Below are 15,056 nucleotides of genomic sequence, written 5' to 3'. Positions count from 1 at the left end.
GATGTCACTTACTAATCTTTTGATGGGATCTTAAAAACTTTTGTGAGAGAAATATTTTGTCTGACTTGTATAGAAAACAGCTATTTATTATCCTCTATTTTAAGAGCCTTTTTCAGATTGACCACTAGAATCGCCATTATCGAGCGGTTGTCTATGGGGAAAAAGCGCTGATAGTAAGCTATTTAGATGATCACGGCCATAGACATGAGCGTTAGGGGCAGCAGCCGCCATGGTTGATGTATTGTTCCCGCTAGATGCATTTGATGGGGCGACTGGGGGCTCGACATTAGGCACATTGACAGCCTTAGGTGACACAGATTGAGGCTGAACCGTTGACGTAGTCCTCGGCGGCATTGGCATCGAGGGTACAGGGTTGTTTTCAGCCTGAAAGTTAGGTGGCTGAAAGCTAGAAGGGGTAGACTCACCATTGTCAGGAGCCGCAGTTGTTGGTTGAGATGCCTGAGATGCCTGCGCTTCTACTAAAGAGCAAGAAGGAATAATGGTGTTGGGTGCGATCTCAGGATTAATTAGTGTGCTAGACGGTCCCACACAAGCGCCTTTACCCACATAACCGTGGCCGACAATCAACACCCCTGTCCCCAAACTTGCCCCAGCCTCAACATATACACAACCCTGCTTTGCCTGGATCACCACACCAGCACCAACACAAACACCAGGGCCAATGCGAATCGCCGCATTAGATGCAGCTCTGAAGACTACACCTGGTGCGATTGCTGCCGATGCATCAATAACAACGTCGCCGCCGCGATAGTAATGGGTATGACTCACAAAATGCAGAGGCGAGGGTTCCATCGCGACGGACTCAGATACGAAGTGTAACTACGGACGCTGAATGGTGGTTTCTAGAACGCGACACTTGGCACGGGGATCAACACCTACCAGGCGCACATAGTGACCCGAGTGTTCAGCCAACTGAGCTTTCAGAGCAGAAATTACTTCCGATGGACGATTCCCATTGATGGGAGCACCGGTTTGCCATGCACCGCTGCTGTAGCGACGCTTATCGGCATATTCCGTGCTAACGCGATAGCCCTGATTGACTAGCTGAGTTACTTGCTGGGCTAGATCCGCACTGACAGAAGCACTGCTACCGTTGCCATTGGCGCTAGCCGCTGATCGGCTGCTGCCATAGGACGTGGGTTGAGCGCTAGTAGCGTTGGAAGTCACCGGTGTCTGTCCAGGCTTTTGAATAGTAACGGCGCGACCACGCTGCTTGACTCGTGGATCAATGGCAAAGATGCGCACATAGTCATTGGTATGGGCTGCCAACACCTGCTGCACGGCAGCTACCGCCGCCGATTCGCTAGATGCAGAAACAGCAGGTGCCGTTTGCCAGATACCACTGCGATAGCGGCGCTTATCAGCAAACTCAATCCCAATTTTTTGTCCCTGAGCCAAAATGGAGCGGATTTGGGGGACTAAATCACCGCTAGTGACCGGGACAGATGCACCATTCTGGCTCGCTGTAGGGGTTGCAGCGCCATTGCTACCGGTGCTGAGGGCGACAGGCTTGCCATCGCCTCGTTGAATCGTAACAGGAGATACTCGACACTTAGCAATGGGGTCAATGCCAAACATGCGTACATACTCACCAGCATGTTCGGTCATACAAGCTTCTAAAGCCGTAATGGCTTCAGATGCATGAGTAGTTTGGATAGGACTGCAAGTCTGCCAAACACCACTGCGGTAACGGCGTCGATCGGCATGCTCAGTACCAATCTTGTAGCCCTGACGCAGCCAGGCGCTCACTTGACTAGCAATATCTCCACCCACAGGCGCACCGTTACTGGCTGGGGTAGCAGTAGGGGCAGTCCCCATAGAACGCTTATTAGCAGCGACGGGCTGGCCGTCAGGACGTTGCACAGTGATCATGCCCACACGGCGCTTCCCGACCGGGTCGATACCAAAGATACGCACATAGCTGCCCTGATGCTCAGCCATGCAGCGCTCTAGAGATGAAAGAATTTCACCTTCACGGCTAGATTGCACGATTGGGCAGCTCTGCCAAACACCACTGCGGTAGCGGCGCTTGTCGGCATACTCTGAGCCAACTTTGTAGCCCTGCGCTAAAAACTGACGAACCTGTTGAACAATTTCGGGTGCTAGTGCTTGCATAGTATCTATACCAACGTTATCGATGGTGTATGGGGTGTGTGAGCTACTCGCCGAATGGCGTGCAGAGTGAATGGAAACAGCATTTGCTGCACCATCGGGATACCTAAACGCTTTTGAAGCGCTACCTGATTGAGCTGTTTGCTCTTGGGCACGCTCACCAATGTGGGGCTCAACAATGTCTCGAACGAGTGCCAAATCCGCCTCAGTCACCCGGGGCAATGCATCTGCCTGAGCCTGGGTTGTAATTACCGAACCAGATGGAACGCATCGTCCTGGGGGCACCTCAACATCCTGAACAAGGGCGTGCATCATGACAATGACACCATCACCCAATCGAGCGTTAAAAATTGTTGATCTAAAACCAACAAAGCTGGCTTCACCTAAATAGGCAGGACCATGGATCAACGCTTTATGAGTGAGTGTGACATTTGGCGATAGCCAAACAGCATATGAATCGCCATTATCTCCTAGTACGCAACCCTTACTAAGACCGTGAATAACAACACCGTCTTGAATATCACAGTGACTACTGATGTAAAAGGGCAACCCCTCATCTGCCCGGATTGAGGTGCCAGGGGCAATCGACACTTCGGCCCCAATATAAACACCACCTACGACCTGAGAAAAAGAATGAACGAAAGCAGTAGGTTCAATGACCGGCTTAACCGATGATTGATATTGGGCTGGGGATGCTGCCATGGCTGACTTAACCATTGGCCCATATCCTCCCAGAAAAAATATTAACTAAAATCCTCACGTTTGTTGTAAAGCGAGCCAGAATCCAAACTAACGGTGTCAACAATGGCAACGACAGCTGCATCCACAGGCCTCTCGTTGTAGCCAACATGTTGGCGAGCAGCACTGCCGCGGGTAACCAAGACCCATTCTCCAGGCCCGGCACCCACAACATCGGCTGCAACTTCGTAGTCAGGAAGTAACGCACCGTCTTCACTAATAAACTGAATTAGTAAAAACTTTACGCCCGTTAAGCTCGGCTCTTTGCAAGTACTAACAACTGTGCCGCGAACCTTCCCTAGGCGCATGCCTTATCTACCATAGGGGCGAATACCACTTACGCTCTCGCGAAACTGCTCAACAGCTTCGGTATAGCGGATAGGTAGTACGAACTCTAGGTTCTCGTGAGGACGGGCAATAATGTGAGTTGACAAAGTCTGGCCACCATTAACCCGCTTGACGTTCTCAACGCCAGCAGCAACAGAAGCCTGGACTTCAGAAACATCGCCTCGAACGATAACAGTCACACGACCACTACCAATTTTTTCGTAGCCAACTAGGGTTACACGGGCTGCCTTCACCATGGCGTCGGCTGCCTCAACTACCGCTGGGAAACCCAGGGTCTCAACCATTCCTACTGCGATTGCCATCGATTTTTACCTTGGTATGCTATCTATCTGGACTTGGGTAATCGAAATCAAGAAGCCTAGGTTCTAAACTGTTCGACTGCTTCGGTGTAGCGAATGGGCAGTACAAACTCCAGGTTCTCGTGGGGGCGAGCGATGATGTGAGTTGATAGAACCTCACCACCATTTACACGCTTAGCAGACTCGATACCGGCAGCAACTGACGCCTGAACCTCAGATACGTCGCCACGAACGATAACGGTCACGCGACCGCTACCAATTTTTTCGTAGCCAACTAGGGTTACACGCGCGGCCTTAACCATCGCGTCAGCAGCTTCTACAACAGCGGGAAAACCGCGAGTCTCAATCATTCCTACGGCAATCGGCATTGTCGTAAATCTCCTAGAAAAACAGCTTTAGTTCAAGCATTTATATCTCGGCCAGATGAAATTAAGAATTCTTTTCGAATTACTTCACACAGCGAGATGTACCTTGCAAACCGTTAGTCTGCAATAACTCCATGACTACAATTCAGAATACGAGGGGGCTAGCAGTTTGACAATATAAGTCTCAATGATTGTTTCTAATGTTAAGCATTATAAAAACTGATAACCATTTGCTACGGAACGTAACTAAATAGTTGCTTCCTGTTGAAATATAAGTGATGCAGCGTGCTGGGTATTTGTGCTTATGGTATCGGCTGTAGGGTTTCTTGGATAAATTAACGCTGACATATTTCAATGGTTCTTAGCCAATCATTGAAGATTATTCATGAATCCAGAAAGGCTCTTATTGGGGTAACTCATCAGGTACCATTAAGAAATATAAGTAATCTTAAAACTAGTCATAGATTTTTATCTGGGCTAAGGGTTGCAATTGAATCCAATTTTTGAGTCTTTCACATGCCTGGTATTGTGACTATCCACACATTAGTAAGTGAGGATGATTCCGGGCAAAGCTGTGTCGAAAATTCTTGGGTTGTTAAAGTCCGAGGAGCTGACGCTGAGAGTGTTGGTAGATTGGCTCGATGCTTAGGGTGTTTTATGGTTTGCCGGTGGGCTCTTTGATGGCAATGATGCAGTCTCTGATTGAATTAGGTTGGCTGATCCCGATTTATGGGTTTTTGGGGGTGATTTTGGCGTTGCCTTGGTCTATGGGCCTAGTGCAGCGGACGGGGCCCAGGCCAGCGGTTTACATCAATATGTTTATGACCGCCCTCGCATTTGCCCATGGCACTTGTATTTTTATGGGCATTTGGAATGTGGGCTCAGTTGAGCTGCATTTTCCGTGGTTGCAGGTTGCTGATCTCTCGCTGAGTTTTGATCTAGATCTGTCGGTGCTCAACCTGGGGGCGATGGAGCTGTCGACGGGGTTGGCGTTGTTGGCTCAAATCTATGGTTTGGGATATATGGAAAAGGATTGGGCCCTAGCTCGTTTCTTTTCTCTCTTGGGATTTTTCGAAGGGGCTGTCAATGGTGTTTTACTCAGCGGTTCTTTCTTCTTGGCCTATTTCCTGCTGGAGATGCTGACGCTATCTACGTATCTGATCGTAGGTTTTTGGTATGCTCAGCCTCTGGTGGTCAAGGCAGCTAGAGATGCATTCCTCACCAAGCGGGTCGGAGACATTCTGTTGTTGATGGCAGTTCTGGGGCTGGCTAGTTGGGCTGGGGATCTCCATTACAATGAGCTGTACGAATGGGTTAAGGTTGCGGATTTGACTCCGTTGGCGGCGACATTGCTGGGCTTAGCCTTGATTGCGGGGCCTACAGGAAAATGTGCCCAGTTTCCGCTTCATCTTTGGTTGGATGAGGCGATGGAGGGACCCAGTCCGGCATCAATTCTTCGAAATTCGGTGGTGGTAACCTGCGGAGCCTATGTACTGATTAAGCTACAGCCCATTGTGATTTTGTCGCCTGTGGCGCTGACGGCTTTGATCGTGATTGGCACGACAACGGCCATTGGAGCTTCGCTAGTTGCGATCGCACAAGTCGATCTCAAGCGTGCCCTTTCTTACTCCACCAGTGCTTATATTGGTTTGGTTTTCATCGCCGTGGGGGCTGAGTGGCCTGGTGTTGCCATTGGTTTGTTATTTACCCATGCTGTGGCAAAAGCCTTGCTGTTTATGAGCACGGGGGCAATTATTAATAACACCAGCTGCCAGAACATTACAGAGCTAGGCGGAGTGTGGTCTCGGATGCCAGCCACCACGATTGCGTTTGTTGTCGGTAGTGCTGGCATGGTTGGTGTGTTACCGCTTGGTGGTTTTTGGGCGCTACAGCTTGGTGTCGACTTTTTGCGTCGCGAGCATCCTGTCTTAGCCGCTGTCTTCTTGTTGGTTAACGCCCTAACAGTCTTTAATCTGGTGCGAATATTTCGACTGGTGTTCTTAGGGGACATCACGCCTAAAACCCGTCGTTCTCCATCGGTTAACTGGTTGATGGGGACTCCCATGATCGGTCTAAGTATTTTTATTATTTTGTTGCCCTTGGCTTTGATGCGAATGTCATTGCTGCCACCTTTGCAGTATTGGCATCCTTTAGTCTTCGGCTCGTTGATTGTATCTGGACTCATGGGTTTAGCCCTTGGTTGCACGGTGCAATTAAGTCGTTCTTTAGCTCGTTCTACTCAGCTACCGATGCGGCTGATGCAAGACCTTCTGGCTAACGATTTTTACACCGAACAACTGTATCGAGTCACTGTAGTGTTTCTAGTGAGTCAGTTCTCCCGAGTTGTTAGCTGGTTTGATCGCTATGTGGTCGATGGAGCCGTTAATTTGGTAGGCATGGTTTCCTTGATGAGTGGAGAGGGTCTGAAATACAGCATATCTGGCCAATCCCAGGGTTATATTTTCACCATCGTGTTGGGGGTGAGTCTGTTGGGATTGTTGATGACATGGGCGATGTGGTGAGGGGAAACTGATGCTAAGTGCACTGTTATTGATTCCATTACTGGGAGCCATTCTTGTTGGCTGCTGGCCAGGTAAGTTAACCAGCAAGTTAGCTAAAAATGTCAGCGTTGGCTGCTTGTTAGTTAATCTTGCGGTCAGCTTGTATCTGCTAACGCAGTTTGATTTGACAATTACCGGACTACAGTTTCAAGAGTCGCTTCCTTGGCTCGAGACGTTGGGGCTGGGATATGAGTTAGGTCTGGATGGCTTATCGTTGCCGCTAGTGATTATTAATAGTCTTCTGTCGCTAGTTTCGGTCTATGCCAGCGACGATGACACTCGACGGCCCAGGCTTTACTATTGCCTTTTGCTGATGATTACCTTTGCCGTAGCCGGTGCGTTTGTTGCTCAAAATCTCTTGCTCTTCTTTATCTTTTATGAGCTAGAGCTGATTCCCCTCTATCTCTTGATTGCGATTTGGGGAGGACCTCAACGGGGCTATGCTGCTACAAAATTTCTGATTTATACGGCTATCTCTGGAATTTTGATTTTGGCTTCATTTCTGGGTCTAGTTTGGCTCAGTGGGTCTTCTAGCTTTGATTACAGTGCGACCATGGGCCATGGGTTGCCCTGGATTCAACAGGCAGTTTTGTTAGCGGCGCTGCTCATTGGTTTTGGTATTAAAATTCCTCTCTTTCCACTTCACACGTGGTTACCCGATGCCCACGTGCAGGCGTCCACACCCATCTCTGTGCTGTTGGCTGGTGTGTTGCTTAAGTTAGGTACCTACGGTCTTTTTCGATTTGGTGTGGTTACCTTTTCCGAGGTTTGGGTGGATCTAGCTCCCTACCTTGCCTGGTGGGCTGTTGTGAGTGTTCTCTATGGCTCACTGGCAGCTATTGCCCAAACTGATATGAAGAAAATGGTGGCCTATAGTTCAGTAGGTCATATGGGCTATGTGTTGTTAGCGGCTTCGGCGTCTAATCCTCTCAGCTTTGTCGGTACTGTTTTTCAGATGGTGAGCCATGGCTTTATTTCAGCATTGCTTTTTTTAGCAGTTGGCGTGGTTTACAAGAAAACGGGAACGCGTGATTTGACTGTACTGCGAGGTCTGTTAAATCCAGAACGAGGTTTGCCCATAATTGGTAGCGTTATGGTGCTGGCAGTGATGGCTAGTGCTGGTATCCCTGGTATGGTGGGCTTTATCTCTGAATTTATTGTCTATCGTGGCAGCTTTGCGAGTTTTGCCCCTCAAACTCTTTTATGTTTACTGGGGTCTGGTCTCACGGCAGTGTATTTTTTGCTGTTGGTAAATCGTGCGTTCTTTGGGCGTTTAGCGACAACTAAAAACCAAGCTTTAGAACAAGATCCTGTTTTACCTGTGGTCACTTGGCAAGACCGAATGCCTGCTTTGGTTTTAGTGGGTTTGTTGTTTATGTTTGGTTTGAGCCCCAGCTGGATGACTCGTTGGATTGAGCCGACAACAACGTCCATGTATGAGGCGATGCCAATTAAGTTAGAGCTGTCGTCGGCTCATCTGGCGACAATGCCGCTTGAAAATCCTTCTACAGATTTAGCTAGCTGTTCGGATGAGGACTGTGCCTTATGATCCAAACTATGCCTTCTCAATTGAAAGATATTCATCCATTTGCCCACTATGCTGACCGCCTGCTGTCAGGTGGTACCTTGTTGCCGGATACTCCGGATAATGTAGTTCATGTGATGGGTGCCCTCGATAGTTATGGCATTGTGTTGGATTACTATTCCATTAACCTGATTCACATTGCCGATCATCAGTTTTTGAACCTATTTCCAGTGTTCAAATACTTTGATGGAGAGATTAACCCTGCAAGAATGTGGCGACATTTTTGCCATGATCGCATTAACTATGAGTATGCCGAATACATCATGAGAGCCATGATGTGGCACGGTGGTGGCGGGTTAGATGCCTATTTGGATACGGATGAGTTTCGGGAAAATTGTCAGACTGCGATCGCAGCCAAAATCAAATACAACCCGGTGCTACAGCTTTTCCATAAAGTATTTCCTGAGTTTCTGATTGAACAAATTCGTCAGCTTTCCTACTACAGTGGGTTGGGACAATTCTGGCGAGTGATGAGCGATATTTTCACGTCGTTAGCAGCTCGTTATCGTCGGGGAGAAATTAAGCATATTCCCCAGATCGTCGACTATATCAAGGATGGCCTGGTGGCTGATGCGGGCCGACCCATTACCTACAGTGTTGAAATTGGTGGCAAAACCTATGATATTTTGCCTGCCTCTGCTGGTCTAACTTTCTTGCCTGACACGGCCATTCCCTATGTAGAATCTATTTTCTTCCGGGGACTGCCTTTCTTGGGGACGGTGTCCTATAACGCCCAAGCTCAGCAAATTTCTCCGGATAAGAGCCGCTTTGCCTATGGTGCACTGTATGCTGATCCGGTACCCGTTGGGGGTAGCGGTATTCCTCCCACATTATTGATGCAAGATATGTTCCGTCATCTGCCGGACTATTTGGAAGAGCATTACCTCAAGACCGAACGCGGTTTGGGAGACGTGCGGGTCAAAATTTGCGCTAGTTTTCAGCGTTCTATGTTCTGTGTGACCAATGCAGCTTTGATTGGGCTATTACCCAAAGGAGCTGATGCAACGGCACCTGAAGATATTGCTGCCAATCGGGAGTTTCTACTGAACTGGCTGGATCGTCTGGTTCCCTCCCAATTAGAACAGGTTCAGACTCCATAGAATTTAGGTCAAGCTCATTAGAGAAATCATGTAGGGGTGTGCCATGGGATATCCCTACATGATTGCGGTGGTTGAAAATTTTTCTTGAGAGTTTATGAGTCCTACGCCAAATCTCGGTGATCGACGTTAGGCTCAAATGGTCTGCTTTCTATCTAGTTATGTCTTCAACGGTTTCACCGCCTTCTCTTGCAACATCGGCGTCTGAACTACTGCCCCCAGCGGTTACTGTCCTAAATGTAGACGGCATGATGTGTGCTGGGTGTGTGCGGGCAGTGGAAACCCACCTGCGTCAATGTGACGGTGTGGCGACAGCGACCGTGAATTTGGTCACCAAGGCAGCAGCCATCCAATATCAGGCAGAGATTGTTAAACCTGAACGGCTGGCAACTGTACTCACAGATGCTGGTTTCCCCAGCCAGGTACGGCAAGGCGAAGACCCTGGCAATTGGGCCGAGCAGCAAGAGGCCGAGCAGCAAGGACAGGTATGGCGGGTTGCGATCGCACTTACTCTCTTAGTCCTTTCAATCCTTGGCCACATAGAACATGTGGGCGATCCAGATAGTAGTTTTTCAGGACCTCTTCTCAGCAGCCTGAGCTTTCACTTTGCATTAGCCACCCTCACCTTAGTGGGGCCTGCACGAGCAATTCTACAAGATGGCTGGCAGGGAGCACGTCGTGCCCGTCCTAACATGAATACTCTAGTGAGTATTGGTGCTCTGAGTGCCTATACCGCTAGCGTTGTGGCCTTAGTCTTTCCAAAATTAGGCTGGGAGTGCTTTTTTGATGAGCCCGTCATGTTGCTCAGCTTTATTTTGTTAGGGCGTACGTTAGAAGAACGTGCTCGCTTTCGAGCCACTGAGGCTCTTCGTAGTTTGATTGCACTGCAACCCCAGGGCGCTCGCCTGGTGATAGGTGATTCACCAGGCGACAATGTCGAGATTCCCATTAATCAAGTGCAGGTCGATGACATCATCCAAGTTTTGCCTGGCGATAAAATCCCAGTAGATGGGGAGATTGAGGCGGGGCAAACCACCATTAATGAGGCAATGGTCACTGGAGAAGCATTGCCTGTCATGAAGCAGATTGGTGATCCCGTAATCGGCGGTACCTTAAACCAGTCGAGTGCGATTTCTATTAGAGTCAGCCGCACTGGCTCAGATAGTACCCTGGCCCAGATGGTCAGTCTGGTTGAATCTGCTCAAACGCGTAAAGCCCCCATACAGGGCTTAGCAGATACCTTATCCGGTTACTTCACCTATGGGATTTTAATCCTCGCTCTACTGACATTTTGCTTTTGGTACGGCGTTGGATTTACCATCTGGCCTGATGCGATCCAAGCGGCTCTCAATCCGCACCATGTCCATCACAGTCACCTTGTGATAGAAACTTCAAGGCTGTTGGTAAGTCTGAAATTAGCCATTGCCGTTGTCGTGATCGCCTGTCCCTGTGCATTAGGATTGGCTACTCCCATGGCGATTCTAGTGGGGTCTGGCATTGGAGCCCAGAGGGGGTTATTGGTGCGTGGTGGTGATGTTCTAGAAACGGCCCATCATTTAGATACCATCATTTTTGACAAGACCGGCACCCTGACAACAGGGCAGCCCTGGGTGACTGACTGCATTAGCTATGACGCCAGCTTGACTGAGGATGATGTGATTCGTCTAGCAGCTAGTGTTGAGCAAGGAACCCGCCATCCTTTAGCCGAAGCCATTCTCAACGAGGCTGCTCAGCGACAGCTTCCTTTAACTAACGTGACAGATAGCGCAACAACTCCAGGACGTGGAGTTGTTGCACAGTTAGGCAATCAAACGCTCCACCTCGGCAATGCCGCCTGGTTAGCTCAAGCTAATATCGCCACTGATATGGCTAGTGATGTTGCCAATACCTTGAGTGTTGAGGGTAAAACTTTGGTTTATATCGCTGTTGATCATCAATTGGTGGGCCTACTGGCCGCGGCTGATCGCTCCCGTGAGGAAGCCAAATCAGTGATTGAACAACTCCACCGCAAAAACCTTCAGCTCCAGCTCCTGAGTGGTGATCGACCAGCCGTTGCCCATCGATTAGCCATGGATGTAGGGATTGCTGTGTCAGAAGGCAGTATGACACCAGCCGACAAAGTCAATGCCATTGAAAAGCTACAGCAAGCGGGGCACTGTGTTGGCTTTGTGGGTGATGGCATCAATGATGCGCCTGCCCTGGCCCAGGCTGACGTCGGTATCGCCATGCACTCAGGCACTGACATTGCTATGGAAACCGCTGATGTTGTGCTGATGCGTGATGACCTAAACGATGTGTCAGCTGCCCTGGAACTCAGTCGCAGCACCTTTAATAAAATTCGTCAGAACTTAGCCTGGGCCTTTGGCTATAACCTGATTTGTATTCCCCTGGCGGCGGGCGTTTTGTTGCCGAACTTTGAAATTGCCTTGAGTCCTGGCTATGCAGGTGGTTTCATGGCGTTTAGTTCGATTAGCGTAGTGCTTAATTCTCTGCTGTTGCGCTGGCAGTTAAGGGAGAGTGTTTAATATCGAACTCAAACCGCAATTTTTTGGCCTTACCAAAAATCCGTCACCCGATACCCTAAGGATCCCAGCATGTCCCGCAGCATCGGCATACTGAGGCCAATCACATTGGTATGGCAACCCTCTAGCTTTTCCACAAAAAAGCCACCTTTGCCATCGATGGTAAAAGCACCAGCGCAGTGCATCGGTTCGCCTGTGGCCACATAGTCCTCAATTTCGCGATCGCTAACCCAGGCAAAATAAACCCGAGTCACCTGACATCGAGTTAACGTTTTCGCTGCCTGCGGAGATATTAGTGTGTGGCCAGTAAATAACTCGCCCACTTTACCGCGCATCTTCCACCAGCGTTTGACAGCATCTTCTGGTGTTTCAGGCTTACCGTAAATGACCCCATCAAATGCTAGGACTGAATCGCATCCTAACACCACTGCATTTGGAAACAAAGGCGCGACAGCTTCTGCCTTGCCCAAGGATAGCGCCTTTACCAATGCACCTGGCTCACTTAGGGTAATTTGATCCTCATCAAACTTGCTGGGGGATACAAAAGGCTGAACCCCGGCATTTAAAAGAAGCTGACGTCGTGCTGAGGAGGCTGACGCTAGGACAAACTGAGGAGCAGACATTGTCTAGTAAACCGAGAATGACGCTACCGACTGAGTGATTGAATTCTTAAGGCGCTTCCAGCGAGCTTCGGGAACAGATGCATTAAATGTAAATAGCTGACCACGACGTACGATGGCACTAGCTAGATTATGGCGTTGCCCTTCGGATGTGGTCGCTAAATACTCCAGAATGTAATAGATTTTACCCTCGTCAATCTCTATATTTTGAGCATTAATAAGTTCCACATTGCGACTATCACCAGCCATCTCTGTGATGCTTTTAGATAACTTGTAGCCAACTTCAGTGGGGCCACCCAATTCTTCCAGGGTTTTGCCCTCTGCCACTGGGCTCACAACGACGCTAACGTTCTCAGTTACGTTAATGATGTCGTGAAATACAACATCTGGTCCACCGGATACCTTAACTTCTACCCAGCCAGTTGGATAGCTGAACTGATAGCCCTGATAGCTATTAACGTAGTTCAGCAAACTCACAGGAGCCGAACCGCTACAGGCCTGGAGGCCAAACATCGTGGCAAACACAATCATCAGAGCAGCTAGTCGCTTTAGCATTGGGAATACCAGTTAATTAATGTAAAAAGAATTGACAATTTCCATTGTCGCATTTTGTGGAAGGTCTTTGTACCCTTTGCAGGGGGAGCATCGTCCCCTGCTGTTGAGTCAATCACTATACCAATGCTAATGCGGTTGAGTTCAATGAATTGTATTCTTAATGCTTTGATAATTGCGAATGTTGGTGCCCAAGAGATACTTGCGATCTTTCCCAAGCTAGTTGAGGGCAGTGAGCATTCTGTTGTGAGCACTAAAAATAACCTGACCCGTCTAAGTCCATTGGAGGTCAAACTCCGCATAGGAAATTTACCAAACTGGACAACAGATGGCAACACATTATTCTATACTCGAACATTTGAAGATTTTGTTGCGGCAATCACGTTTGTCAACAATTTAGTTGAGCCTGCTGAACAACTTAATCACCATCCTGATATTAGTATCAGCTACAACCGAGTTTCACTGGAGCTAACGACCCATGATGCTCAGGGTTTAACAGACTTGGACTTTCAGCTTGCCCGACAAATCTCTCAACTTTAATCATTATCGTGATTGTGCCCTTGAGAAGCCATGGTTTTGCTCGTTTATCTACTTTGGTCTAGCCTTTAATAGGAGGCATTCTTATCCCTTGTCATGTGATTGATACAGACTTTGTTAGAAAGCTAGACATTAAACTTAAAATGTGACTATTGAGCCCGTTGCTTAATGTCTTCTTCTATTGATAGTCGGACTTCTTGTTGCAGCCGCTCAAGGACAGAATCTGTATTGGCATTTTCTACAATAGTGTGCATCAGGGTCTTAATGCCTTGAGGTCCCCAAGAACAACCTTGTTCTAAATAAATACGGGCAGCCTGGCCGACAGCGTAAGTGCCATAGCCAGCAGCAGCAGCTTGGGCTCCCATTGCGCCAGCATAGGCGGTTAATCCAGCAGAGCCATCGATCATGCTCCATAGGGCAGCTCCACTTTTGCCAAGACCTAGGAGCAATCCGCTGCCTAGCTCACTTAAAAGTAGTGTGCCAGAACTGCGGACAATTGCTTGCCATAGTTTGCTAGCTTCAAAACTAGTCATGGGAAAGCCGTAAAGTTTGGCCAAGTTACGGATCATAACCAGGTCAGAGGCCACACCGCCTAGGAGATCCAGCACGGCGACAGGGTTCAAAGCCACCGCAGCAGACTTGTATTTTGCAAATTGCAAGATGATGTTATCGGCTGCAGTCTGGTTTAACTCTGCGGTTGCTTTGGCTAAGTTGGTGTTGACTTGATTTGCTTGATGCAAAGTATTGAGGGCGACTAATGTCGGACCTTCCGCTTGAAGAAGATCGATCAGCGCTGTTGTGAGAGGCTCAATTTCTGGTGCAGAGGTTTCCCATTCTTCAGTGACATGACCATCTGGCCACTCTACACGCACCTTCAGAGGGGCAGGGTCTGCAGCCACCAGGATAACGTCGTCTACGATGGGAACGTCCGATGATTTAATGGTTGTTGTGTCATTGGTCTCTTCTCTAGTGTCTTCATCAGACGCTAGTTGACATTTAAGGTGCTGGAGATTGTCGTAAACAGCCTGACGGTCTATGTCTGGATAGAGATCCGTTTTATTAAAGACTAACAGCAATGGTTTACGGGTTTCGTGCAGCGTTTGTAGAGCTGTGTACTCAGTGCGTGTAATATCACCTGCCACTACAAATAAGATTAAATCAGCTTGTTGGGCTACATCTTGCGCGACTTGTCCCCGTTCAGCTCCTTCTATTTCATCTAGGCCAGGCGTATCAATAAGTTCGATTTTGAGAGTTGTTTCTCCCTCAGATGCGGACGGTGTCCAATAGAGAGACCGAGGCCATTGGGTAACACCATTTAGAGGCCCTGTTTCAAGGATTTTTTCGCCGATCAAAGCATTGAGTACAGCTGACTTACCGCGACTGACTAGACCAAATACGGCGACCCGAAGTAGGGTGCTATCTAGCTTGTTTAATAGGGTTGTCAGCTGATCAATACCGGCCTTAACGGCAGCCTGACGTTTGAGTTCGTCGGCATCGGAGCGAGTTAGCTCTAGCTGTGGAATATAGCGATCAATTGTTTGTCGCAAACTGTCGCGGGCCCTCTCGACAAGGGGCTGGACTGTAGTCTCTGCAATCCTCTGGGACGCAGTGCTGACATTAGTAAATGTTTCCTGAATCAAGGCGGGATCGGTCATGGTTTAGGTGTGCTTAGAGCTGATTGCTCAGGCGAAAAGTGATA

General features: G+C 48.7%; 13 protein-coding genes. 5 read left to right on the top strand and 8 right to left on the bottom strand.

Features of this window, described 5'->3' with window-relative positions; translation table 11 throughout:
• Positions 1–99: 99 nt before the first annotated feature.
• The 5 genes from ccmN to QGP82_RS03085 are packed head-to-tail and all read right to left on the bottom strand — an operon-like array spanning position 100 to position 3,886.
• The gene (gene ccmN / locus QGP82_RS03105; RefSeq protein ID WP_499057027.1) at positions 100–813 is read right to left on the bottom strand and encodes a beta-carboxysome scaffolding protein CcmN; all 714 of its coding nucleotides are present in this window, start codon (positions 811–813) and stop codon (positions 100–102) included.
• Between the two features lie 27 nt (positions 814–840).
• Positions 841–2,850, bottom strand: coding sequence for a RuBisCO small subunit-like domain-containing protein (locus tag QGP82_RS03100; protein WP_499057025.1), 2,010 nt, complete (start codon positions 2,848–2,850; stop codon positions 841–843).
• Between the two features lie 26 nt (positions 2,851–2,876).
• The gene (ccmL, locus tag QGP82_RS03095; RefSeq protein ID WP_006518196.1) at positions 2,877–3,179 is read right to left on the bottom strand and encodes a beta-carboxysome shell vertex protein CcmL; all 303 of its coding nucleotides are present in this window, start codon (positions 3,177–3,179) and stop codon (positions 2,877–2,879) included.
• Between the two features lie 3 nt (positions 3,180–3,182).
• On the bottom strand, positions 3,183–3,521 hold the full coding sequence (locus QGP82_RS03090) for a carbon dioxide-concentrating mechanism protein CcmK (RefSeq protein ID WP_006518195.1): 339 nt from the start codon (positions 3,519–3,521) through the stop codon (positions 3,183–3,185).
• A 56-nt stretch (positions 3,522–3,577) separates the two neighbouring features.
• Positions 3,578–3,886, bottom strand: coding sequence for a carbon dioxide-concentrating mechanism protein CcmK (locus QGP82_RS03085; protein WP_006518194.1), 309 nt, complete (start codon positions 3,884–3,886; stop codon positions 3,578–3,580).
• A 683-nt stretch (positions 3,887–4,569) separates the two neighbouring features.
• Here QGP82_RS03085 and QGP82_RS03080 point away from each other — a divergent pair.
• The 4 genes from QGP82_RS03080 (at position 4,570) to QGP82_RS03065 (ending at position 11,651) form a co-directional block, all read left to right on the top strand.
• The gene (locus tag QGP82_RS03080) at positions 4,570–6,405 is read left to right on the top strand and encodes an NAD(P)H-quinone oxidoreductase subunit F (protein ID WP_163661709.1); all 1,836 of its coding nucleotides are present in this window, start codon (positions 4,570–4,572) and stop codon (positions 6,403–6,405) included.
• A gap of 10 nt (positions 6,406–6,415) precedes the next feature.
• A complete protein-coding gene (locus QGP82_RS03075) occupies positions 6,416–7,993 on the top strand; it encodes an NADH-quinone oxidoreductase subunit M (protein WP_163702523.1) in 1,578 nt (525 codons plus the stop codon).
• Between the two features lie 8 nt (positions 7,994–8,001).
• Positions 8,002–9,129 carry a CO2 hydration protein gene (locus tag QGP82_RS03070; RefSeq protein WP_163660670.1) on the top strand — a complete coding sequence of 376 codons (1,128 nt, stop codon included), beginning with the start codon at positions 8,002–8,004 and terminating at the stop codon, positions 9,127–9,129.
• Positions 9,130–9,287: 158 nt separating this feature from the next.
• The gene (locus QGP82_RS03065; protein WP_499057023.1) at positions 9,288–11,651 is read left to right on the top strand and encodes a heavy metal translocating P-type ATPase; all 2,364 of its coding nucleotides are present in this window, start codon (positions 9,288–9,290) and stop codon (positions 11,649–11,651) included.
• Positions 11,652–11,680: 29 nt separating this feature from the next.
• On the opposite strand, the gene QGP82_RS03060 is transcribed toward QGP82_RS03065, so the two are convergent.
• Together QGP82_RS03060 and psbP are read right to left on the bottom strand one after the other, a co-directional pair.
• Positions 11,681–12,271, bottom strand: a complete 591-nt coding sequence (locus QGP82_RS03060) for a Maf family protein (RefSeq protein ID WP_499057021.1) — start codon at positions 12,269–12,271, stop codon at positions 11,681–11,683.
• A 3-nt stretch (positions 12,272–12,274) separates the two neighbouring features.
• Positions 12,275–12,823: a photosystem II reaction center PsbP gene (gene psbP, locus QGP82_RS03055; protein ID WP_499057020.1), complete on the bottom strand. Its 549-nt coding sequence runs from the start codon at positions 12,821–12,823 to the stop codon at positions 12,275–12,277.
• A gap of 144 nt (positions 12,824–12,967) precedes the next feature.
• On the opposite strand from psbP, the gene QGP82_RS03050 reads away from it, so the two are divergent.
• Positions 12,968–13,360, top strand: a complete 393-nt coding sequence (locus tag QGP82_RS03050) for a 4a-hydroxytetrahydrobiopterin dehydratase (protein WP_163660676.1) — start codon at positions 12,968–12,970, stop codon at positions 13,358–13,360.
• Positions 13,361–13,506: 146 nt separating this feature from the next.
• Here QGP82_RS03050 and QGP82_RS03045 read toward each other — a convergent pair whose 3' ends face one another.
• A complete protein-coding gene (locus QGP82_RS03045) occupies positions 13,507–15,012 on the bottom strand; it encodes a DUF697 domain-containing protein (protein ID WP_499057018.1) in 1,506 nt (501 codons plus the stop codon).
• Positions 15,013–15,056: the final 44 nt, after the last annotated feature.

Source organism: Leptothoe sp. LEGE 181152, from assembly GCF_032906605.1.
In the GTDB taxonomy this organism is placed as follows: Bacteria; Cyanobacteriota; Cyanobacteriia; order Phormidesmidales; family Phormidesmidaceae; genus Leptothoe; species Leptothoe turfae.
The sequence above is the reverse complement of the archived record's forward strand: the minus strand, read 5'-3'. Positions and strand labels throughout refer to the sequence as shown.